Annotated in this window: 20 protein-coding genes; 3 read left to right on the forward strand and 17 right to left on the reverse strand. The window is 43.1% G+C overall.

Going from position 1 to position 22,148, the window contains the following annotated elements:
* Positions 1-118 precede the first annotated feature (118 nt).
* The 7 genes from BLS49_RS01140 to BLS49_RS01170 all read right to left on the reverse strand — a co-directional run bounded on the left by BLS49_RS01140 (position 119) and on the right by BLS49_RS01170 (position 7,470).
* Positions 119-2,170, reverse strand: coding sequence for an alginate lyase family protein (locus BLS49_RS01140; protein ID WP_091225997.1), 2,052 nt, complete (start codon positions 2,168-2,170; stop codon positions 119-121).
* Between the two features lie 6 nt (positions 2,171-2,176).
* Positions 2,177-3,079, reverse strand: a complete 903-nt coding sequence (sdaAA, locus tag BLS49_RS01145; RefSeq protein ID WP_091225998.1) for an L-serine ammonia-lyase, iron-sulfur-dependent, subunit alpha — start codon at positions 3,077-3,079, stop codon at positions 2,177-2,179.
* A gap of 33 nt (positions 3,080-3,112) precedes the next feature.
* A complete protein-coding gene (gene sdaAB, locus BLS49_RS01150) occupies positions 3,113-3,778 on the reverse strand; it encodes an L-serine ammonia-lyase, iron-sulfur-dependent subunit beta (protein ID WP_091226000.1) in 666 nt (221 codons plus the stop codon).
* The gene (locus tag BLS49_RS01155) at positions 3,775-4,836 is read right to left on the reverse strand and encodes a dihydrodipicolinate synthase family protein (RefSeq protein WP_091226002.1); all 1,062 of its coding nucleotides are present in this window, start codon (positions 4,834-4,836) and stop codon (positions 3,775-3,777) included. Before BLS49_RS01155 ends, sdaAB begins: the two co-directional genes overlap by 4 nt.
* Positions 4,836-5,852, reverse strand: coding sequence for an NAD-dependent epimerase/dehydratase family protein (locus BLS49_RS01160; protein ID WP_091226004.1), 1,017 nt, complete (start codon positions 5,850-5,852; stop codon positions 4,836-4,838). Before BLS49_RS01160 ends, BLS49_RS01155 begins: the two co-directional genes overlap by 1 nt.
* 172 nt (positions 5,853-6,024) lie before the next feature.
* Positions 6,025-6,516: an RNA polymerase sigma factor gene (locus BLS49_RS01165; RefSeq protein WP_091226006.1), complete on the reverse strand. Its 492-nt coding sequence runs from the start codon at positions 6,514-6,516 to the stop codon at positions 6,025-6,027.
* Between the two features lie 21 nt (positions 6,517-6,537).
* Positions 6,538-7,470 carry a D-alanyl-D-alanine carboxypeptidase family protein gene (locus BLS49_RS01170; protein ID WP_091226008.1) on the reverse strand — a complete coding sequence of 311 codons (933 nt, stop codon included), beginning with the start codon at positions 7,468-7,470 and terminating at the stop codon, positions 6,538-6,540.
* A 203-nt stretch (positions 7,471-7,673) separates the two neighbouring features.
* Here BLS49_RS01170 and BLS49_RS01175 point away from each other — a divergent pair, with 203 nt between their 5' ends.
* From BLS49_RS01175 to BLS49_RS01185, 3 genes are read left to right on the forward strand one after another with little or no spacing between them, the layout of a single operon-like run.
* The gene (locus tag BLS49_RS01175; RefSeq protein WP_091226010.1) at positions 7,674-8,327 is read left to right on the forward strand and encodes a TetR family transcriptional regulator; all 654 of its coding nucleotides are present in this window, start codon (positions 7,674-7,676) and stop codon (positions 8,325-8,327) included.
* Positions 8,328-8,364: 37 nt separating this feature from the next.
* The gene (locus tag BLS49_RS01180; RefSeq protein ID WP_091226011.1) at positions 8,365-9,312 is read left to right on the forward strand and encodes an ABC transporter ATP-binding protein; all 948 of its coding nucleotides are present in this window, start codon (positions 8,365-8,367) and stop codon (positions 9,310-9,312) included.
* Positions 9,309-10,451 carry an ABC transporter permease gene (locus BLS49_RS01185; RefSeq protein WP_091226013.1) on the forward strand — a complete coding sequence of 381 codons (1,143 nt, stop codon included), beginning with the start codon at positions 9,309-9,311 and terminating at the stop codon, positions 10,449-10,451. The genes BLS49_RS01180 and BLS49_RS01185 overlap by 4 nt, the downstream gene beginning before the upstream one ends.
* A gap of 410 nt (positions 10,452-10,861) precedes the next feature.
* Here the strand turns inward: BLS49_RS01185 and BLS49_RS01190 are convergent, their stop codons facing one another.
* The 10 genes from BLS49_RS01190 to metE all read right to left on the reverse strand — a co-directional run bounded on the left by BLS49_RS01190 (position 10,862) and on the right by metE (position 22,066).
* Positions 10,862-11,965, reverse strand: coding sequence for a sensor histidine kinase (locus BLS49_RS01190; protein WP_175471265.1), 1,104 nt, complete (start codon positions 11,963-11,965; stop codon positions 10,862-10,864).
* Complete coding sequence (locus tag BLS49_RS01195; protein WP_091226014.1) at positions 11,955-12,650, reverse strand: response regulator transcription factor; 696 nt, start codon at positions 12,648-12,650, stop codon at positions 11,955-11,957. Before BLS49_RS01195 ends, BLS49_RS01190 begins: the two co-directional genes overlap by 11 nt.
* A gap of 96 nt (positions 12,651-12,746) precedes the next feature.
* Positions 12,747-13,811: a sensor histidine kinase gene (locus BLS49_RS01200; protein WP_091226017.1), complete on the reverse strand. Its 1,065-nt coding sequence runs from the start codon at positions 13,809-13,811 to the stop codon at positions 12,747-12,749.
* On the reverse strand, positions 13,811-14,491 hold the full coding sequence (locus BLS49_RS01205) for a response regulator transcription factor (protein ID WP_091226018.1): 681 nt from the start codon (positions 14,489-14,491) through the stop codon (positions 13,811-13,813). Before BLS49_RS01205 ends, BLS49_RS01200 begins: the two co-directional genes overlap by 1 nt.
* Before the next feature lie 23 nt (positions 14,492-14,514).
* Positions 14,515-16,284, reverse strand: a complete 1,770-nt coding sequence (locus BLS49_RS01210; RefSeq protein ID WP_425432099.1) for an ABC transporter ATP-binding protein — start codon at positions 16,282-16,284, stop codon at positions 14,515-14,517.
* Positions 16,285-16,385: 101 nt separating this feature from the next.
* Positions 16,386-17,105, reverse strand: a complete 720-nt coding sequence (locus BLS49_RS01215) for an MgtC/SapB family protein (RefSeq protein WP_091226020.1) — start codon at positions 17,103-17,105, stop codon at positions 16,386-16,388.
* A gap of 426 nt (positions 17,106-17,531) precedes the next feature.
* The gene (locus tag BLS49_RS01220; protein ID WP_091226022.1) at positions 17,532-18,080 is read right to left on the reverse strand and encodes a DinB family protein; all 549 of its coding nucleotides are present in this window, start codon (positions 18,078-18,080) and stop codon (positions 17,532-17,534) included.
* Positions 18,081-18,113: 33 nt separating this feature from the next.
* A complete protein-coding gene (locus BLS49_RS01225) occupies positions 18,114-18,935 on the reverse strand; it encodes a helix-turn-helix transcriptional regulator (protein ID WP_091226023.1) in 822 nt (273 codons plus the stop codon).
* Positions 18,936-19,060: 125 nt separating this feature from the next.
* Complete coding sequence (locus tag BLS49_RS01230) at positions 19,061-19,687, reverse strand: FMN-dependent NADH-azoreductase (protein WP_091226025.1); 627 nt, start codon at positions 19,685-19,687, stop codon at positions 19,061-19,063.
* A gap of 99 nt (positions 19,688-19,786) precedes the next feature.
* On the reverse strand, positions 19,787-22,066 hold the full coding sequence (gene metE / locus BLS49_RS01235; protein ID WP_091226027.1) for a 5-methyltetrahydropteroyltriglutamate--homocysteine S-methyltransferase: 2,280 nt from the start codon (positions 22,064-22,066) through the stop codon (positions 19,787-19,789).
* Positions 22,067-22,148: the final 82 nt, after the last annotated feature.

The following is a 22,148-nucleotide window of genomic DNA, read 5'->3' on the forward strand; positions in this document are numbered from 1 at the left end:
TTTTTTTGTGAACTTATACCTAAATTAAGGTACCGACACTTTAACGGTCAAGGTCCGTTAATTGACCTAATATTTCCTTACACTTGCTAATGAGTATGACTGTGTCCCATTCACTATGCTAGATTTTTACGGTATAGGAGGCACTGGTTCCCAAGACGGCATTGTCCTTCAATAGCAGCACTTCCCCGCTCATATGCTGTCCTGCAAACCTGTAGCCGCGAGGTCCTTGATGGGAAAACAATACGGTATCCACCCGTTGACCATGTCTAATAGATAGAGCAGTAGCGAGATTTGACGGAACTCTATTACCGTAGCTATTTAACACTTCAACCTCAGAGATCAGCGGCTGCTCTTGCTCCGAGTCAAGAGTTCGAGAGGGATATAATACAGTCACAAATTTCGTAAACCCGCTTCCTCGTCGACGGAACTCTGCCTTAAGTGACGGGGTTTTCTCATTATAATTTCGAGACACCCAAGCGGAGCCAATTAACGTCTGGCATGCCACAATGGGTATAATCCGAAGTGATGGCCCCCTATCGGGCTCGAACGCGAGGATTCCACCATCCTGCTCAACCCTGATCGCCAAACCTTCGGCAAAATGAAAAGGCAACGTATAATCATGCTGCCCATTTGAACGGCATGTATCAACCACAATCCAATAATCCGGTTTGACGAACAGGATTTGACGGCGAACCTGAACGGGCTCGCTTAATCTTAGGTAACCATCATGACTCCCCTGCACATAGTCGAACTCATCCGATGTATTCCAGAAGCGGTCATAAGGTTCAGCCATGTCGTTCCATTTCCATGAGTCTACATAGCTTGAAATGGATACCCCATCAACAGATAACGTATTATGCTGAAATGATTCCTTAAAATATCGACGCGCCTCCTGCTCCATGTAGGTATAACGACCAGGGTCCGTCAAAAACTCTCTTCCATAACCAAAGAGACTGAGATGCAATAAATCGTCATGTCCATGAGCCCGGATGACATCCATATGCCCGGCATCAAACCACAAGTAACGTGCATCTTTGGACCAGTCACTTCGCATAAAGGCGTAACCGCTCTGAGGCAGCTCTATTGAAGAATAGGAAGGCTCCTGCTCTTCCATTTGTTCATATAATTCATAGCCCTGATTCTGAAAATACCAGATCCCTTCGTAGTCGAGGAAAGCATATCCCATTTTCTTCAAGTCACCACGCTGGCACATTACAGCCCCTCTGGTCAGAACATCACGAATATCTGTCCCGTCACTATCTCCCAGCATGGGCTGATGGCCATCAGGTTGAACAAAAGACAATGATGCACCAAACATTCGATTCAGAGTTTCCATTAGTATTGGGGGCAGTTCGTAATCGTTCACTTTCGCCAGCAATACCGTTTCGAACAAACAATGCAGCACCTCATGATGGTACATACTGCACTGCTCATTGTGCATTCCGTCGGCAAATATCTGTATATGGCACATTTCCTGCATACGCTTGACAGCTATATCTAGCCAAGCTCCCGAACCTTCCAGCTCCGGATACAACAGAGCAAGCTGAAACAGTCCGTTGCTTTCGAGAAACCCCCAATTGCTCTGTCTGTCATGCGGAGTGTACGCAATGCTCAAATACATCCCATGTCTCTGCACGGCTTCCAAAAACAATACTTCCTCTTCCTCACCCCATAAATGAGATTTGCAAACACATTGATAACCTTTTAACCAATTAGTAATCCGAATTCCGCTATCCAGCTTACGCCAGGTATCCTTGACGTTGTATGCCCGATCAGCGCTTGAGACTACCTCCTCCTCAGTTAGAGGGTTTTGATTCATCCAGTCACGCAGCAAAAATATATATCCTTCTGCGTATTTCTCCTCCCCAGTTAACCAGTATGCCTGCCCCAATTCACTCATATATCTGGCCCGATTCAGCATCACCAGCCATTCCAAGTCACCATTGTGCCTGTGATTCCAATCTAAATGATCTGCAAAAGCTACTTCTGTCTCACAACGCTCCATATCCCATCTATGCGTGAAAACAAACGTCTTCTGACAAGCTAAATCCGCACGATGCAGCACCTCTGCTACTTCCTCTGGCCACAGTTCCTTACAGGTCTCCACGATAAAATCCCTGTCCCCGGTGTCCCAAAAAAATCGTCTCATTCCTTTTGATTTAGAAGTCATTTTGCGTTATATGTCCTCCTTGTCTTCATCAGGGAATTCGTTATACAATTTTTTTCGAATTGCTTCTCCTGTCGGTGTTGTAGCTAGCCCGCCAAGCGCTGTTTCTTTCAGCGTACCCGGCATCGCCTGACCGATACGGTACATGGCTCCGATCACTTCATCCGCCGGAATCACACTTGTCACTCCGGCAAGTGCTAAATCTGCTGCCACCATGGCATTTGCAGCTCCCATTGCATTGCGCATCACACAAGGAACCTCAACCAGTCCTGCTACAGGGTCACAGACAAGACCCAGCGTATTTTTGAGCGCAATAGCTACCGCTTGAGCTAACTGCCCCGGCGTACCGCCTGCCATTTCTACAATAGCGCCTGCAGCCATAGCAGATGCCGAGCCTACCTCAGCTTGACAACCACCAGTTGCTCCGGAGATAAAGGATTGATTTGCAATGACATATCCAATCGCTCCTGCTGTGAACAAAAATCGAAGCATTTGATCTCGGTCAACGTTCATTTCTTCGGATAGCCCAAACAAGCAGCCCGGAATTACACCACTGGCTCCGGCCGTTGGCGTCGCTACGATCGTTCCCATCGCCGCATTCACTTCGTTTGTAGCAATAGCACGGCTCACAACCTCCAGCATCCTTTTGCCTGATACATTTGTTCCCTGTTTTAAGTACCCCTGCAGCTTACGTGCATCTCCACCAACTAACCCGCTTCTTGAAATGACCTCTTCTGAGAGGCCACGTTGGACCGCCTTTTCCATCGTATCCAAATGCAGGCTCATTCTGCTCGTAATTTGCTCAGGAGTCATATCAGATGCTTCTGCTTCCTCCAGAATCATAATCTCTGAAATCTGCTTGCCTTCCTTCTCCGCGAGCAGCACCAATTCTTCAATCGTACGGAAATTCATCGGTTAACCCTCCTCACTATCTTGCTATGCTGACTAGAGCGGTGGTACGACCGATACACGTCCAACATCTTGAATACTGCTAATTTTGTGTGAAGTCTCCATATCAATTCCTTGGTCCGTTTCAATTACCAACAGAGCTTCCTGTCCTCTAGCGGTCCGGTACATCTCCATCTTGCCTATATTAATTCGATGATCTGCCAGAACACTTGCTATTGCTGCTATCATGCCGTAATGATCACGATGAAAAACGAGCATCGTCCAGGCGTCTCCAGTCAGGCACATATCGAACCCACCCGACTCTACTATTTCTATTTTTCCACCACCCAGAGAAATGCCCTTAATCTTTATACATTCCTTGTCGTTACTCATCGTAATCCAGGCTGTATTTGGGTGCTCATCAGGAAGGTCAACGGTAGAAATGTTAATCTCAAGGCCTACATCCTTTGCGATCGATAACGCATCTTTAATTTTCGTATCAAAGGTATCAAAGCCCATGAGCCCGCCTGCAATAGCTACATCTGTTCCATGACCTCGATAAGTCTGTGCAAAGGAACCGCAAAATAAGATGTCCGCACGTTTCGGTGTTTCCCCTAGCATATTTCTTGCCATTCGGCCAATTCTGGCTGCACCTGCTGTATGTGAGCTTGAAGGACCGATCATCGCCGGACCGATAATATCGAAGACAGATCGGTATTTCATGATGACCCCAGCCATTTTTTAAGATGACGCTGCACAAAAGCATCATCATTCAAATGCGGATACGCTTCATATACCCGATCGATTTCTGCCAACTGACCTGGCGACAGTTCCTCATCCCGATTCAGACACCAGCGGCCTGCAAGCAATCCTTGTCGCCGCAAAATCTCGTGAATACCCGGTATGCTTCCGTGAAAATCATGCGACGGATCGAACAAAGCCGCATTCACATCGGTAATTTCCTGACCTCTTGTCAGCCATTCAACCGGGATAGGTTCTCCTTGCTCGCGCATCTCCACAATAGCATTAAACATATCTACCGCCCTGGAGGTCCATACCGCCCAATGACCTAGCAGTCCGCCAACAATGCGCTTCTCCACAGATGTTCCATTCACGTTAAAACGATAGGTTGTAAGCAAATCAGCAACGATGTTATCGTCATTTCCGGTATAAAGTGCTATGTCATCTCTACGACTTGATTCACAAACGGCTCGAACGACATCCAGCGTCTGGTAACGATTAAATGGCGCCATTTTGATTCCCTGAACGCCGGGAAGCTCCGCCAAACTTTGCCAAAAGGAATAACTGAGCCGTGTCCCGCCAACCGCTGGCTGTAAATAAAAGCCTATAACCGGAATGACTTCTGCAATCGCTTCCATTCTATGCAGGAGATCACTTTCGCTCCACTCGCCCAACCCGCCATTACTTACTAGTCCAAAATGATAACCAAGGCTAACCGCTAACTTTGCTTCTGCGACGGCTTGCTTAGTCGGTCCGCATATTCCGGCAACTTTGATGAAAGGTGTATCCAGACCCGCCGCCTCTACTTCCTCAGAAGCCAGCCTTAACACAGGCTCCAAAAGATCTATCCCCGGTTCACGGATTTCAAACTGTGTGGAATGGACACCAACGGCGATGCCCCCCGCTCCGGACGCAAGATAATACTTTGTTAATGCTCTTTGTCTCCGTTCATCCAGATTTCGTGAAGCATCTAGTGCAAGCGGATGCGCTGGAATGACAGTGCCTCGCTGAAATAATTCATGGACATTCTCTTCTCCCATTAAAAGACACCCTCCCGCTGCTGAAAATGTGTCGGCTTGCCCAGCGTATCTCCTCCGGCTTCAACCCATGAAATCGTCCACTCCATCATCTGTCTTAACGATACATTAGGATATCCAAGCAGTTGATGTGACGTCGAAGCATTATTAAGCAGCGCTGTCGGCTGCTCCGTTCCAGTGAACTGGGGACGTGTGCCAAAGGCTTCGCCAAATCGTTCAGCCAACCATCTGACCGATACGGTTTCGGGACCAGTTACGTTCAAAGTAACAGCAGGTGTACCGCATAACCCTAACGATCGAATCGCCATCTCATTGGCATCTCCCTGCCAAATTACATTTACGAGTCCCATATTCAAATCAATGGGTCTGCCTTCTTTTACAGCTGAAGCGATTTCCAGCAAAATGCCATATCGCATATCAATCGCATAATTTAAGCGAAAATTTAAAATCGGTGTGTTATTTTTACGTGAAAAATATTCAAAAATGCGTTCTCGCCCCAGACATGACTGAGCATATTCACCGATTGGAGCAGGAGCAGTTTCTTCCGAAGCTCCCCCCAGCTCGATCGGGGTAAGAGGATAGATATTACCGGAGGAAAAGGATACGATTCGCGAGTGACTGTATCTCTCGGCTACGCGACCAGGCAAATACGCATTCATCGCCCAAGTAAAATATTCCTTGCCAGTCGTTCCGAATTTATTACCCGCCATGTATATAATATTTTGGGCTTCAGGAAGACCATCAAGTGCCTTCTCATCAAGCAAATCAGCAGATACAGTTTCTATACCCGCCTTTTCCAGCTCTTTTTGTAAATGGCCTGATGAAAATCGAGAGACCCCGATAATCCGTGCATTTTTACCTGCTGCCACCACTCCCCGTTTAGCGAGCTTAGCCAGACTTGGACCCATTTTCCCTCCAACACCAAGGATCAGAATATCTCCATCCAGCGCGGATAGATCACTTACCAGCCTATCAGATGGCCCACTCAACCGATCCTCTAATTCACTTACCGTTCTCATACTCCTCACCTCTTCAAATCGATGATATCTATCTCTTATCAAATATCTGTTTACATTTTCCATGTTAGGTTTTGAAGGATTAAAAGACAACGACTTTAAATCGTCCGTAAAACGAGACAACGCACAAAAAAACCGTCCAATCAATTTAGGACGGTTCAACAATACAAATCTATTAAGCCGATACTTTTCCACTACGTAGTCTTTGTCTCGCACGATATAGCAGTATTTTAAAATGAGACAATGACACGCCCATCAAATCGGCACTTTCCTGATAAGAAAAACCATGTATATCATATAAAAGAACCGCATGCTGCTGATTTGGAGAAAGAAGTGACAAATGTTTATACAATTCTTTTCGATTCTCTTGCCGGACCATATCACTCTCTGGAGTATCCTCACTTGGGTAATTGTAAAAGAACTCATTTTCATATGCAGACGATCTGCTCTCCTTGCGGAGCTTGTCAATATAAGCGTTGTGAGCGACGCGCAGCAACCAAGACTTCGTCTTCTTACCCTCGTTCACTTCAAGCTTGTTACATGCCCGAGCAAACGTCTCCTGCATTAAATCCTCGGCATCATGATGATTACGACTTAAGTACATCAAATAACAATATACATCCTGTTTATATTCACGATATAACACGTCCATTGATAAAATATTCATATGTTTTGCCTCTCCCACTCATCATTTTTGAAAACCATAGTTCAGCAATCTCACGGTATCTGACCAGACGCCTTGTTCAGTAGAATGAAGTACGACAGTAATCAGTTCTTTTTGATCACGAATTGCTGAGCCGACCAGGCAATATCCGGCTTTCTCCGTATATCCGGTTTTCACGCCATTTGCGCCTTGAAAATACCACTCATCTTTATCATTCAACAATTTGTTGCGATTCTCGTAAATAAAGCCACCTTGACCCTGATCCTCTGATTGATGCACTTTCTCTCCAACGATGGATTGAAACTCTGCATTAGCCATCGCTTTTTTAGCAATGAGAGCCATGTCATAAGCCGTTGTGTAATGATCGGGATCGTGCAAGCCGTGTGGATTTACAAAATGACTCTTTTTTGCACCGATAGCTTTAGCTCTTTTATTCATCAGTTTGGCAAAATAGGCTACAGACTCCTCCGGATCAAGCTTTTCCCCCGTATCCTTGCGAGCTACATATACAGCAGCAGCTCTGGCCGCATCATTGCCTGATGGCAGCATCATAGCAGCAACCAAATCGCGTACGGTTAACACATCGCCTGGTTGTAATCCTGCGGAGCTTTCTCCAGATGTTCGGATCCCTACCTCATTACCAACAGTCACTAAATCATCCGGATTACCCTTTTCCAGCAATATCAAGGCTGTTAAAATTTTTGTCGTACTAGCCGGATACATTTTCTTTTTCTCATGATCACTATATATAATTTCACCTGTCTCACGATCCATGATCAGAACAGCTTCTCCCTCCAAATCTGCAAGCTCGATCTTGGCTCGACTCTGAGAAGCGCTTTTCACCTGATCAAAAAAAGAAACCGAATGCTGCTTTATTGAAGCCCAAGAAAATTTATCGGTAACAAGAAACACACACAATATCAAGATAACAAGCAAAAATATTTTTTTTCTAAACAATATGTAAACCCCTCTTTCAACCACTCAGCCTTGCTTCCGTAGTTAATTATGTCGTTCAGAGTTTGCATTACGGATAAGAAATTATTAAGATTTCCTTAAGATTTCAATGCTTTTTTCTTAAAACACTCTGCAATTGACAACAAAATAATATTAAGATATATATTATACTGACTGGTCAAAATAAAAAAAGCAAGGGTGAGCAAATGCCTAAGGTAGGAATGGAGCCAATACGCAGAGCTGAAACTATTAATGCTGCTCTGGAATGCATATGTGAGTTTGGCATAGACAAAACCACACTGGATATGGTTGCTGCCAAAGCAGGATTTTCTAAAGGAATTATCGCTTATTATTTTAAATCCAAAAAACAATTGATGATGGAAAGCCTTAAAGCCTTCCTTGCATCCTATAAGCTGAAAATCAGCAGCTTGATTACAAAAGATATGCAGCCGCTGCAAATGGTTAAAGCCGTGGTCGATGTTTCCCTGCCCCGCATGGATAATGAGAGTCCTGATATGATCAATGTTTCCGATTTGGACGGGATCGAAAAGATTCATCTTCCCCAGGAAAAGATTGCAAAGATATTTGTGCAATTTATATCAAAAGCGGCGAATGACGAGGACTTAAAAAATATTGTAAGAGAAGTTTACTTTGAGGATGTTGAAGGGATCTCTTCCTTGATCAGCTATGCAAAGAAGGAATATCTAATTAACGAACTTGATGAAAAGAGAGCCGCATACACCCTTTTGGCTATGATCTACGGCTTATCCTTCTTTCGGGTAACTAATTTCATGCTTCCAGGTGACCATGACAATAGAGAAATTGCTTTTGAGTTTGTAGATAAGCTATTTGGTATTTAGCAGGTTAAATTTATTAGACGAAGGGAGCGATGAAAAGATGGAGCATGAGATATTTCTTTCTGTAGAAGGACTGAGTAAAGAATACGGAGAACTGCAGGCAGTAGATAAAGTGAGCTTTTCAGTGTATAAGGGAGAAATTTTCGGGCTGCTCGGGCCAAATGGTGCCGGAAAAACCACAACCATCAAAATGCTGTGCGGCCTTCTAAGGGCTGATGCCGGTAATCTGATTTTTGACGGAATTCCCATATCAACAGGCTACAATCAAATCAAAGGCATGATAGGATTATGCCCTCAGGATATTGTTATATGGGAGCGGCTAACCTGTCTTGAGCAATTGAAATTTGTCGGGATGTCCTACGGACTTTCCTCCAGGGAAGCTGGTCAAAGGGCGATACATCTTTTGGAAGGCCTTGGGCTTGAAGGCAAAAAGAATAAGCTTGCCCAGACTCTTTCCGGAGGAATGCAAAGAAGACTGAATATTGCGCTGGCCTTGATCCATGATCCGGAGCTTATCATACTTGACGAGCCCCAGGCAGGGCTTGATCCTCAAAGCAGAATTCTGGTCCGTGATTTCATAAGACAGTTGGCAAAACAAAAAACTGTAATACTTACAACGCATGACATGGATGAAGCTGACAGGCTCTCGGACAGAGTAGCTATAATGGATCACGGAAAGATACTTTTAATAGATACGCCCGAAAAGCTCAAAGAAAAATCCGGTATGGGAGATATTATTCAGATAGAAATAAACGAAATAAATAAAGATCAAATCGACAGGCTGCTCAATTCCATCCCGCCGAGTTTTACCGAGAAAAAGTATTCCGACGGTTTTTTGCTGCTCGGGGCAAGTCATGTGCTTGAGCTGATTCCAATAATAAATAGTACATTACAAGCATTGAAGATACCTGTAAAGAATATAACGATTCGAAAGCGCACGCTCGAAGATGCGTTTATCTCATTGACCGGAAGGGGGCTTCGTGAATGAAACTAATTGCTTCTGTAATAAAATCATTTAAGGAAAATACAAGAGATTGGAAAGTGTTAGCAATGGTCTTGGCGTTTTCCCCTTTTTTTATACTCTTAATAAAGCTATTTTATGGCGGAGCAGCAATTACATATCAAGTCGGAATCTTAAATTTCGATGAGGGCAAATCATCAACTGAGCTGGTAAAAATGCTTGAGAATACTACGGGTCAAGATGGCCTTGAGCTGTTTAATTTAAGCCATATAAGCAATGAAGATGAATTAAGGGTAAAAGTTAAAGATAAAACATTAGATATCGGCATTATAATTCCAAACGATTATTCAAGCATCATTTCTGAAGCCGATGCTAAAAACATGGCGAATCCAGCTGATATCAACTTGTATGGCAGTATGGGAAATACACGTTATACGGTCGCGGCAGTAATGGTTTCTGATGTCATACTTAAACAAGGACTGAACTCTGCGAAAATAACTCTTCCGTCAGCCATCTCCGAAACCTTTGTTGAAATAAAACCGCCTTTGAACGAATTTGAATGGTATGTTCCAGGCTTAATATCTCTGGCTGTTTTAATGATTCTTTTTACAGCATCAGCTTCAATTGTGAGAGAAAACGAAAAAAATACACTGACAAGACTGAAGCTAAGTCGTCTCGGAGCGTTTAATTTTCTATCGGGTATATGTATTGTGCAAGCCGTAGTGGCTATCGCGGCGCTTGTTCTTTCCTACTGGACAGCACTTGGGCTAGGGTATAGCCCCGCAGGCGAATTTGGCGCTGTACTTTTCGTCGGAATCATTTCAAGCTTTTCTATGGTTGCGATAAGCCTTGTTGTAGCAAGCTTTCTTAATACAGTTTACGATGTCTTGACCGTTGGATGCTTTCCTTTCTTTATTCTAATGTTTTTCTCGGGCAGTATGTTTCCGCTTCCGAAAATGAATATGATTAACATCAACGGGCATTCATTAGGGATTCCGGATATTTTGCCGCTAACCCATACCGCAAATGCATTCAATCAAATCTTGAACTATGGAGCAGGCATAACTGACATCCTTTTTGATATTTTTATGATTAGTATTCTTACAGTAATATACTTTGCAATAGGATTGATGCTTTACCAGAAACGCAAGCTTTCCAAAGCATAGTTATTAGAAGATAATAAGGGGCCGTCCCAAAAGTAGGTTTAGTGTCAAAACTAGAAATAGCGGTGCAAGTAAGTTGATTCCTGCACTGCTTGACCCCGCCACATTCTATGCCCGTATCTCATGTGTAATAGTGTCATGCTGCGGAATTCCTGAAATTCCTGTAAATGTGCAGGCTTTCTCTAAGGATTCTCCTCAAACTAGTCTATTCTGAACCATATTCCTGCATTTTTGCAGGAATATGGTTCATCCTTTCATGGCTACTTTTATAAAACTGTATTTTTGCAGCTTTTCCTGATATTTTGCCTTTCCATTGCTAAGAAGCGCCCCTCAAACTCAAAGTTATCTTAGATAACTTTTGGGACAGCCCCTTGATTTTTTACATTTCACGCCAACAGCCACTTGGTTGCGCATCACAAGCTGCTTTCCGTATCCAACCTGAGTCGAACCGTAAACATCGTCCTGCCCTCATCACTTTCTACGGTAATGGAGCCATGATGCAGATCCACGATATGCTTGGCAATAGCAAGCCCAATGCCCGAGCCTCCGGTATGCGTGGAGCGGGATTTCTCGACCCGGTAGAATCGATCGAACAAATGCGGCAAGTCAGCCTCAGGTATAGGCTCACCGTAATTAATGACCTCCGTGATGACCTCACGGCCTTCAACTCGTCCACGAATATCAATATATTTGCCTTCGCTGCCATAGCGAATTGCATTCGTTATAAGATTCTCGTATACTCTCCGCAGTTTATCCCCATCGGCGATAATAAACAGCTGCTGTCCTCCCATAAAAACACGACATTCCATGCCATGCTCCTGAAGCTCCCAGCCAAAATGAGCCGTAATCTGATGCATCATCTCGACCAGATTAATTCTATTTTTCACGAGCTGCATCTCTTTATTTTGTAATCTCGTATATTCGAACAAGTCTTGAAGAAGCTGCTTCAGCCTGATGGACTCTTCATAAGCCATATTTACATAGTAACGAAGTTCCACTTCATCTCTGTATTTATCCTGCTCAATAAGTCCAAGATATCCGGTAATTGAGGTAAGCGGTGTTCGCAAATCATGGGAAACGTTCGTGACCAATTCATTTTTGGTCTGTTCAGCGCGCCGCTCTTCCTCCATCGAGATTCGAATTCGATCCACCATACGGTTAATATCCGTAGCAAGCTGTCCTAATTGCCCTACGTTCTCAATCGTAATTTTGGTAACAGAGCCCTCCTCAACCTGATGGACCTCCTCGATCAGCTGTTGCAAATATTTCTTTTCATGCCGTCTTGCACTGCGTCTATAGAAATATAAAGCGAACAGCAGCAATAACGGAACTCCTGCATAATAATATACTTCCGGGAACCCGATATTGTAATTGATCCATGTCAGAATAGAATACAATGTAATATCCGGGAACATAACATAGAACAGTTTTGCAAGAAATACAAGCAGCAGCAAGGAAACTAATGAAGTTACAATAGTCCAGAACAACCAAGTAACAAAACGTAGGCTAGCCTTCAATTTTATAGCCAACCCCCCATACTGTCCTGATCAGCTTCTCCCCATCCATTTCTTTCTCCAGCTTGTCTCGCAGTCGGCTAATATGAACGGTAACCGAATTATTGCTCTCGAAATACTTATCCTTCCAAATCAGCTCAAATATTTCCTCCGAGCTAAATACGCGCCCAGGATGACTCGCAAGCAAATAGAGGATGCCAAATTCTATCGGCGTAAGTTTAAGAGCGTTCCCTTCAACTGTCGCTGTATGCGTCTCCTTGTCCACTTGAAGTGAGGATATTTTAATAATATGCTCCTGCTGCTGCTGAGGAACGGAAACAGCATAGGAAGCTCTTCTTAACAATGACTTTACCCTTGCAACTAACTCTAATGGATTAAAGGGCTTGACCATATAATCATCAGCACCCGTCATCAATCCGGTAATTTTATCCATATCTCCATCTTTTGCACTCAGCATTAGAATCGGAGTTGTTCTCGTCTCTCTTATTCGAAGACAAACCGTAATGCCATCGAGTCCTGGCATCATAACATCAAGAACCACCAGATCGATCGCTTCTATATCCATCATCTCAAGTGCTTTATAACCATCATCAGCCTTAAATACGGTATAACCTTCGTTCAGTAAATAAATCTCTATTAGCTTAGCAATTTTCTCATCATCATCTACGATTAGAATTTGTTTACCCATTCGTATACTCATCCTTTTATATGAACTTACTCTACATCATAATACCACGAGAATATGATATCATGAGTAATCATCCAAATGATGACAAAATTATCATTATAGAGGTATCCTTACTGTAAACACAGTTCCTTCACCTGACTTGGATGATACTGTAATGGTTCCATGATGAATATCGACGATTTTTTTTACAATGGATAATCCAAGCCCACTGCCACCCTCATTACGATTTCTGGATTTATCTGCTTTATAGAAGCGTTCAAATATGTAAAGCTGATCGCTCTGAGAAATACCGATCCCATTATCTGCTACAGTAACTACAGCGAATTGACCTATTTTTTTCAGGGTTAGCGTTATTGTGCCTTCATTAGGGGTAAATTTGATGCTATTATGCAGTAGATTACTCCATACCTGAACTAATAGATCCTCTGCTCCCTCTACTTCCACAGACCCCAGCTCCAAATCTACCTGCACACCCTTATTCATCCACTGAGGTTCACTTGCCAATACTACTGATCGAATTTGCCCATCCAGACGAAAACGGTTCATTGCAAAGGAAATGTTATCCACCTCAAGTGAGGAAAGCTTTAACAGGTTATTACTTAACTGAGACAATCTGCGACTTTCCCCCTCGATGATATCCAAATAATGCGTTCTTTGCGTTTCAGACAATTCCGAGCTTCGAAGAGCACTTGCAAAGCCGCTAATAGAAGTTAGTGGGGATTGAATTTCATGAGATACATTAGAAATAAAATCCTGTCGCATCGTTTCCATTCTGGACAGCTCTCTGGCCATTTCGTTCACACTATTAATTATTTTTTTGTATTCTTCGTATTCTCCGAATACGCTTGGCTTATCCTCCAGCTTTACTGAAAAATCCCCTTTAGATATTTTCCGCATCGCTTCTATGATAGAGGTGAGGATCGCAACCTGTTTGTTCCGATATAATAACCCGATCAGTATCATCACTATAAAAAATATGACCACTCCAACTATCACATCGATCAACTGAACGATATAATCCCATGAAGGTGTTCCGACTCTCTGATATACCGCACGGGTTATATAGGTAGCGCCTGTCCATGATGCAGACAGGATCAGTATAACGATCGTGAACTGCAGGATATTGTTAAGTACGAACCATATTTTTTTCCAAACTTTCATTAGCTCTCTCCTGCTTCGAGTCGATATCCAAGCCCACGAATCGTTCTAATTCTAAAATGAAACCGATCCTCAGGAAACCTCTCCCGAAGTCGATTAATATGCACATCGAGCGTTCGTTCATTCCCTTCGAAATCATAGCCCCATATGTCCTCAATCAGGCTCTCCCGAGACATAGTTCTGCCAGAATTGCTCCCTAACCGGAATAGCAGCTCAAATTCTTTAAGGGGCAGCGTAAAGCTGTCCCGCCCCTTTGTAACTTCAAAGGTTTTCCGATTCATTTGAAGCTCACCAATAGAAACAATTTGTGAAGCTATCACCTGATAACGTTTAAGAAGCGCCTTGACTCTGGCAACAAGCTCGGCAGGCTCAAACGGCTTCACTAAATAATCATCCGTTCCAAGATCAAAACCCTTCACAATCTGCCTGGTTTCGCCTTTTGCCGATAGCATAAGCAATGGTAAATCATATAACCGCCTGATCTCGACACACAAATCCCAGCCATCCATATTGGGCATCATAATGTCCAGAATGACAAGATTTATTTTCTCCTTCTCCAGAACAGAAAGGGCCTCGATTCCATCACCTGCTTCACTTACAGCTTCCATACCAGCTTGAACTAAAAATACCTTAACAAGCTCCCTAATATGAGGATCATCATCAACCACAAGAATTTTTGCCATTTCATTCATTCCTTTGTTTCATGTTAAGCCTTCTCAGCAAGCTGAAGCTGCTGTGTTGCGAATTTGCGGTACATCGCATGATGCTGCAATAATTGTTCATGCGTTCCTTTTCCGGTCACTTTTCCTTTTTCGATAAAAACGATTTGATCAGCTCCAACCACTGTAGACAGTCTGTGAGCAATTACCATAGTTGTACGTCCTTGCATCAAATTATTCAATGCTTGCTGTACAACCGTCTCTGAGTGACTATCGAGACTTGAGGTAGCTTCATCAAGCATCAAAATTTTAGGATTCCTCAGCAATGCCCGTGCAATGGCAATACGTTGCCTTTGTCCTCCTGACAGCTTCACCCCGCGTTCACCTACATCAGTATCAAAGCCGTCGGGCAAATCTTGAATAAAACCATCAGCATAAGCCATTTCCGCCGCCTTGCGCAGCTCTTCGTCACTTATCTCCCGCTGGGCACCATAACATAAATTGTCCCGAATCGTACCCGCGATCATCGGGCTATCCTGAGAAACATATCCGATATTTTCACGCCAGGAACGAAGCGAAAAATCTTCGATAGACTCATCAGCTAACGCAACCCGACCCTCCTGTGGAAGATAGAATCGCTCTAAAAGGGAAAATAATGTAGTTTTTCCACTGCCGCTCGGACCGACTACAGCCGTAATCGTACCTGGCTCCATACGAAAACTTACGTTTTGCAACACCGGCTCATTATCTTTATATCCAAAGGATAGATTTTCAATGGTTACAGCATGATTGCCATCCTTAACAGCTTTGCCGGAACCAAAGTTCTCTTCATCCTCCTCGAGCGTTGAGATAATCCGTTCCGTTGCCCCAATAGATTTCTGGAACTGGGTAAAAAACGTCGTTAACTGCGTCATTGGCATCACGATTTGAACTAAATACAAAATAAATGCGACCAGTTCTCCCGCCGTAAGAGCACCCGTTGACACCTGCATCCCGCCATATCCAATTACTACAACGAGCAGCATCATAAGAACTACCGACACAATCGGCCCAATCCACGCCATCACTAGTCCTTCACGGATTCCATACGATAATAATTTGGTGATTCCTCTATTTCCGTTGCCATACTCCTTATCCTCAGCGTTAGATGCTTTAACCAGTCTGATTTCGCTCAGAACCTGATTCAGTATTGAAGCTAGTGAAGCTGTTTCATCCTGCATTCCGAGTGAAATTTTGTACATCTTCCTGCCGAGTGGAGCTATGATCAAAGCCGATAGCGGGATTACTATAAACATAATCAACGTCATTTGCCAATTCAAGTACAAGAGTACTGCAATGGAGCCAATAATCGAAATAATTCCACTGAAAAAGCTAGCTAAATGCTCTGAAATAAATGTTTTGATAACCCCAGTATCATTTGTCATTCTACTTACAGATTCACCTGAGTGATGATTATCAAAATAACGAACCGGAAGTACTAGCAGCTTCTTCCACAAACGATCACGAAGAGCGGCAACGATTTTCTGTCCAATATAATTGAACAAGAAAATAGAAATCCCCCCTGCAAGCGTCTGAAGAGTGAACGCCGCCACAAGTGCAATAATCTGAGTACGATCCAAAGAGGCTAATGAAAATCCATCTACTATATTTTTTGTAACCATAGGAATCACTAAGGATACAAGCGTTGAAATGACGCTAAGCAGCAATGCTGTAGTAAACAGTGCGACCGAAGGTTTTGCTTCCCTCAGCAAACGAATGAAGGAACCAGCACCTCCACTACGCCTGATTTGATCCTTTAGCCCGTTATCTTTCATCATCATTCTTCCCCTCTCTATCTATAGAAATTAATTCTCACAAGATATAGGAAAAGAATAAACCCGTTATATTAACTGAAGTTAAACGGGTCAATTTAGAACAACTATAAATTTTCAACCTCAACGCTGCTGACATGCTCGATTTTGCGTAGAAAGTGATAGATTTCAGTCGTATATTCTTTATCAGAAGCTGAAATCACCATATCTACCCGATGACGACCTTCATCCAAGTCCTTAATTTTAAGACGACGTATACGATGCTGAGTATACTTGGCTTCACGCCCATGTTCATCTTTACGTTCAATGATTCGAATAAGTTCGGTTACATCTCCGTGATCCTCCATCACGATTTTAATGGATACATCGCGTTGGTTCAGTTTATAGGGCCCAATCCATTTGATCACATATGGAACAAAATTGACTGAGATGATAAGCAATATTACTGCAAGCGATGCTTCTACATAAAAGCCTGTTCCTATCGCAATTCCGATCCCTGACGCCGCCCAAATCATCGCAGCCGAGGTCAGACCGGAAATTCCTTCATTACTGCGCCGGAGAATCGCACCTGCACCGAGAAAACCAATCCCGCTTACGATTTGAGCCGCCAGACGCATCGGGTCCATATTCGGGTGATCCGGGCCTGCAAATTTGGCAAATGCTTCAATCGAGACTATCGTGACAAGACAGCTTGCTATACAAATGACCATGCTGGTCTTAATGCCTAGCGGCTTTTGCTTCAGCTGACGGTCGATTCCGATAAAAAGTCCAAATAATAACGCCGTGCACAATTTTATGACCATTTCCCATTCAAAGTTAAAATTCATCGATGATCTTCTCCTCTGTCAGTATAATAATCTATATTATATTCGTTAACGCAATGTAAAACGCCTTTTCTAACAAGAAAAAGACATTTCAGAGATATAGTTATCATATCCACTGTAATGTCTTTCATTGCATATTTCTTCTATTTTATTCTTTCGCCACTGCCAGGATCGCGGAGCAGAAAGGTTCCTGCCAACGCTGCTGCTATGGCAATGACTTCCTTGATGGTTGGCAGCCGTTTCATATGAACTGCTATATAACATGAAATAAGTACCGGAGCTAAATATTGCAGTACAGTATCCTGCCTGCTTCTCCATATTCTCTAAAAATTTCTTCTATTCTGTCTATATGCCATACCTTCTAGGATGGGCTGCTGATAAATTTACTAAACTCATGATGTCTGGCGCCTCACTTAACCAATAATCATATTATCTCAACATTATTAAAAATTCATATAAACGATCCCTTTGATGCAAATGATGACGATAATGCATTTCTACGAGACTAAACCATTCCTCCGCATTGAGTGATCCTAAACTAGGATGAGGAACTGTATGCATCGAGGGGAATTGCTGAAGCCGCGGTTCAATTTCCTTCATATTGACCAAGACTCTATTCATCCCCTCTATAAGCTGCTCCTTGTTTTCCGGATTAACTGGTGTGTATTGAGGAGATGCGGGGACATGGATTCGTACGGGTGGAAATCCTCCAAGCTCGAACACCTGATGTCCTGCATCAGTTTTCTCACCTTCGTTATTCTCATCCAAATTGTGATCCTGATCCTGATTTAGACAAATGTTAATGTTACTGATCTGCATATACAAGGCACTATTTATCAAATGCTGGTACATCTGCCCTAGCGACCATTCCGCTTCATTAGGGCTAGTGTTCAATTGCTCTAAGGTAATAAACTGGAGTTCTTCAAGATAAGTATGTGTCAGATCTTCGAGGCGGTGTAAGGATTGGGTCGTATTCATTGGCTTTCCCCTTTTCTTATTAATGGTTATGGCCTAAATATACATGACCCCTGCTGACAACAGTGTGTCAGTAGCCTTTATAAAGTAGTAGTTTGTTTCCTTCATTCTACGCGCAATATCATTAGTTGTAGCAATGCGCACCTTAATATTTCGATCATCCGCTGGATGAAAATTATGCAAATCAAAATCCTTGGGATATGTAAATGTATCCGTCAGAATTTCAAGTTCACACATCCTTGATAAGCGAAAATGACGAAGCTCTTGCCGCAAATCACAAATCGCAGACAATACCCAATTGCCATTCAGCAGGACAATACCAAGTGGTGAGACCGTACGTATACTATTACGTTCTTCATCAGAACCTGGAATAGACTTATAATACTGAAATCTTACTTTTTTCTTCTCTAATATCGAAATTCGTATCTTTTGCAAGTAATCAGACATTTCTCTAACGAATTGTTCATTTTCTGGGTTAAGCAGCCTAATTGACCTGCGTACAAGAAATGCATCATCACGAATTGATTTCGGGAGAATCCCTTCTAATTTCCCTTGAGCTGTGCTTGCATAGCTCACATAGTTTGAATCAAATTTTTGCTTAACAAAATCAGTACCCACCAGTAAAGCTACAGCCTCATCAACAGTAAAGCTTACTGGCGGCAAAAAGTACCCTTCCATCAATGAGTATCCATAGCCTGGAGATCCCATGATCGGTACACCTGCTTCACTGAGTGCTTGAATATCGCGGTAAATCGTTCTTTTGCTAATTTCAAACTTAGCAGCGAGATCCTCGGCCCGGGTTAATTCTTTGCGTTGAAGTTCAAGAATAATGGCTAACATGCGATCGTTTTTAGTCATAACAACTGCACCCTCTCCTGTCGCTCATTCTTGAATATACATAATTTTTATGTAAAAAGGCTACCCCTCAGATTAATAATCTGTCAGGTAGCCTGTAATAATTGCTACTTCATAATCTTACAAAATCAGAACTTAGCAGCAAGCTCAGCAGCGCGTTTTACGCCGTCTTGTACGATTTGTTCTGCACGATCCGGGTACTGGTTATGTCCTTCAACGACAACTTCTTCAGGATTTTGGATACCCCAGAAGTTAAGCGAAGATTTCATGTATTTCATAGACATTTCAACAGCATCCATAGGTGCTACAGAATATACACCACCACGGGCTTGAAGAAGAGCAACCTTCTTATCGCCAACAAGTCCAACTGGACCTTCTGGAGTGTATTTGAATGTTTTACCTGCTTGGTTCAGGTAGAACATGTAAGTCAGAAGTTGAGCTGGAATTGTGAAGTTCCAAAGCGGGAATGCAAATACCACTTTGTCAGCTGCAAGGAATTGTTCCAGGTAGCCATTCGCAATGTCAGCTGCTTTTTGCTCTTCTGGAGTCAATGGATATCCATTGCCCAGCTTGTACAAACCAGTAAGCATGTCGTTATCGTAATATGGAAGTTCAACCTCGAACAGGTTAAGTTCGTTGATCTGATCTTCCGGATGAGTTTCTTTGTAAGTTTTCAAGAAACTTTCATACAATTTGACCGTAACCGATTGATCAACCGGACGGTTGTTCCCTTTGACAAATAATACTTGTGCCATTAATAATTCCCTCCTGATGTCCTATGACTAACTTTATCTCTAGTACTTTCTTAAATATAGTAAAGGACGAGCAGGCCATTTGTCAAATTGAACGATTTACTATTTCATTTGCTCCCGGTATCGCTTGGCAGCAGACACCATATTTTTTAACGAATCAACAGTCTCTTCAAGGCCTCTCGTCTTCAAGCCGCAGTCCGGATTAATCCAGAACAGCTCAGGATCAAGAACCTTAAGCGCACGTTCGATCATGACGATCATCTCATCTTCGGAAGGCACACGTGGACTATGAATATCATATACTCCAAGACCGATACCGAGCGGATACGTATGCTCCTCGAAGCTGTGAACCAGCTCACCATGGCTGCGTGAGGTTTCAATAGAAATAACGTCCGCATCCAACGCCTCAATGGAATCGATAATATCATGGAACTCGCAATAGCACATATGAGTATGAATTTGTGTTGTATCTTTTACTGTTGATGTAGATACTTTAAAGGCTTTCACTGCCCAGTCCAAATAGTTATCCCAGTCTTTCCGTTTCAGTGGGAGACCTTCACGAAGTGCAGGCTCATCCACCTGGATCATTTCAATCCCTGCGGATTCCAATGCCTCAACCTCTTTGCGAAGCGCAAGGGCGATTTGGTATGCAACTGCTTCACGGGAAATATCACTTCGAACAAAGGACCAGTTCAGAATTGTAATTGGCCCTGTAAGCATCCCTTTGACTGGTTTCTTCGTCAACGACTGAGCATATTTTGTCTCTTTTACAGTCATAGGCTGATCAAAATCTACATCTCCATAAATGACAGGCGGCTTCACGCAGCGCGTACCATAGGATTGTACCCAACCGCCTTTTGTAAATGCAAACCCTGGCAGCTTCTCACCAAAAAACTCCACCATATCTGTACGCTCAAATTCTCCATGAACGAGTACATCGATTCCAATCTCTTCTTGAATTTGTATCCATTTGCTGATTTCTTCACGAACAAATTCATCATACTGCGCTTCAGACCATTCGCCTTTGCGCCATTTCTGTCTGGCAGAGCGAACTTCTGCGGTTTGCGGAAAGCTGCCTATCGTAGTCGTTGGAAGGAACGGCAAGCTCCATTTTTCTTTTTGCTTCAGCTTACGAGTTGCAAATGCACTGCTCCGTTCAGCAGGCTGCTGAGTAATTTGCTCTACAGCTGTACGGACATGATTACGGCCTCTCGCTGGATCAGATGCAAGTGCTTCAAGAGCCTGACGGTTCTGATCGAACAAATCCGATTGCTCTTGACCTGCAGCCACACGGCTTAACGCAACAATTTCATCCAGCTTCTCTTCAGCGAAAGCAAGTGCATTGCTCAGTACGGTCTCAAGCTTGTCTTCTGCTTGTGCGGAGACAGGAACATGCAGCAGACTGCATGAAGACTGAATAACAAGATCTGCATCACCAGTAAGCTTACTGAGCTCATCCAGCAATTGACTACCTTGATAAAGATCCGCTCGCCAAATGTTGCGTCCATCAATCACACCTGCTCCAAGCGTCTTGCCAGCCGGAAAACCATACTCGCGAAGCGATTGTAAATTGGCCTCTTTTCCATGTACAAAATCCAAACCAAAGCCTTGTACAGGCAAAGCTACAAGCTCTTTATACAGATCAACCGATTCAAAATAAGTTTGTAACATAACTGACAATCCAGGGACTTCCTTCGCAATTGTAGAATAGATCAGATTCAATCGTTCTTGGTCCTCAGTGGATACAGTGGCTACAAGAGCAGGCTCATCGATTTGTACCCATTTAGCTCCCGCTTCCTTGAGCTCACGTAGAACTTGTACATATAAAGGCAGCAGCTTGCTAATCCAGCTATCCCATTCCGAAGCTCCAAATCCTTTGGACAGCTTAAGAAAAGTATATAGCCCCAAGATCACTGGACGACCATCAATTCCGAGCTTCTCTTTTGCTTCAACATAAGCAGCAAGGGGATTGTTTCGGGTAAGCTGCGGTTCTCTTGAGCCTAGTTCCGGAACGATGTAATGATAATTTGTATTGAACCATTTTGTCATTTCACTAGCTGCCGCTTCTTTATTACCACGCGCAATCGCATAGTAGGTTTGTAAAGGAACAGGGCCGCCGGTATACTCAAAACGCTCAGGTACGATACCAAACATCACCGCAGTATCCAATACATGATCATAATAAGTAAAATCTCCTACCGGGATTAATTCAATTCCTTTGTCACGCTGCAGTTTCCAGTTGTTCAATCTGATTTCAGTTAATTTCTCATGAAGCTCATCTTCAGTAATCTGACCCTTCCAAAATGTTTCGATTGCTTTCTTCCATTCACGATTTCCGCCGATTCGCGGATATCCCAAATTACCACTGATTTTTGTGCTCAATTTGTTTCCCTCCATGTAAATGATTTATTTCTTCTGGTTGCATCTGACTTGTTATGAAGCAAAATAAAAAAGGTCCTCTTAG

This window comes from Fontibacillus panacisegetis (genome assembly GCF_900102215.1).
Taxonomy (GTDB): domain Bacteria; phylum Bacillota; class Bacilli; order Paenibacillales; family Paenibacillaceae; genus Fontibacillus; species Fontibacillus panacisegetis.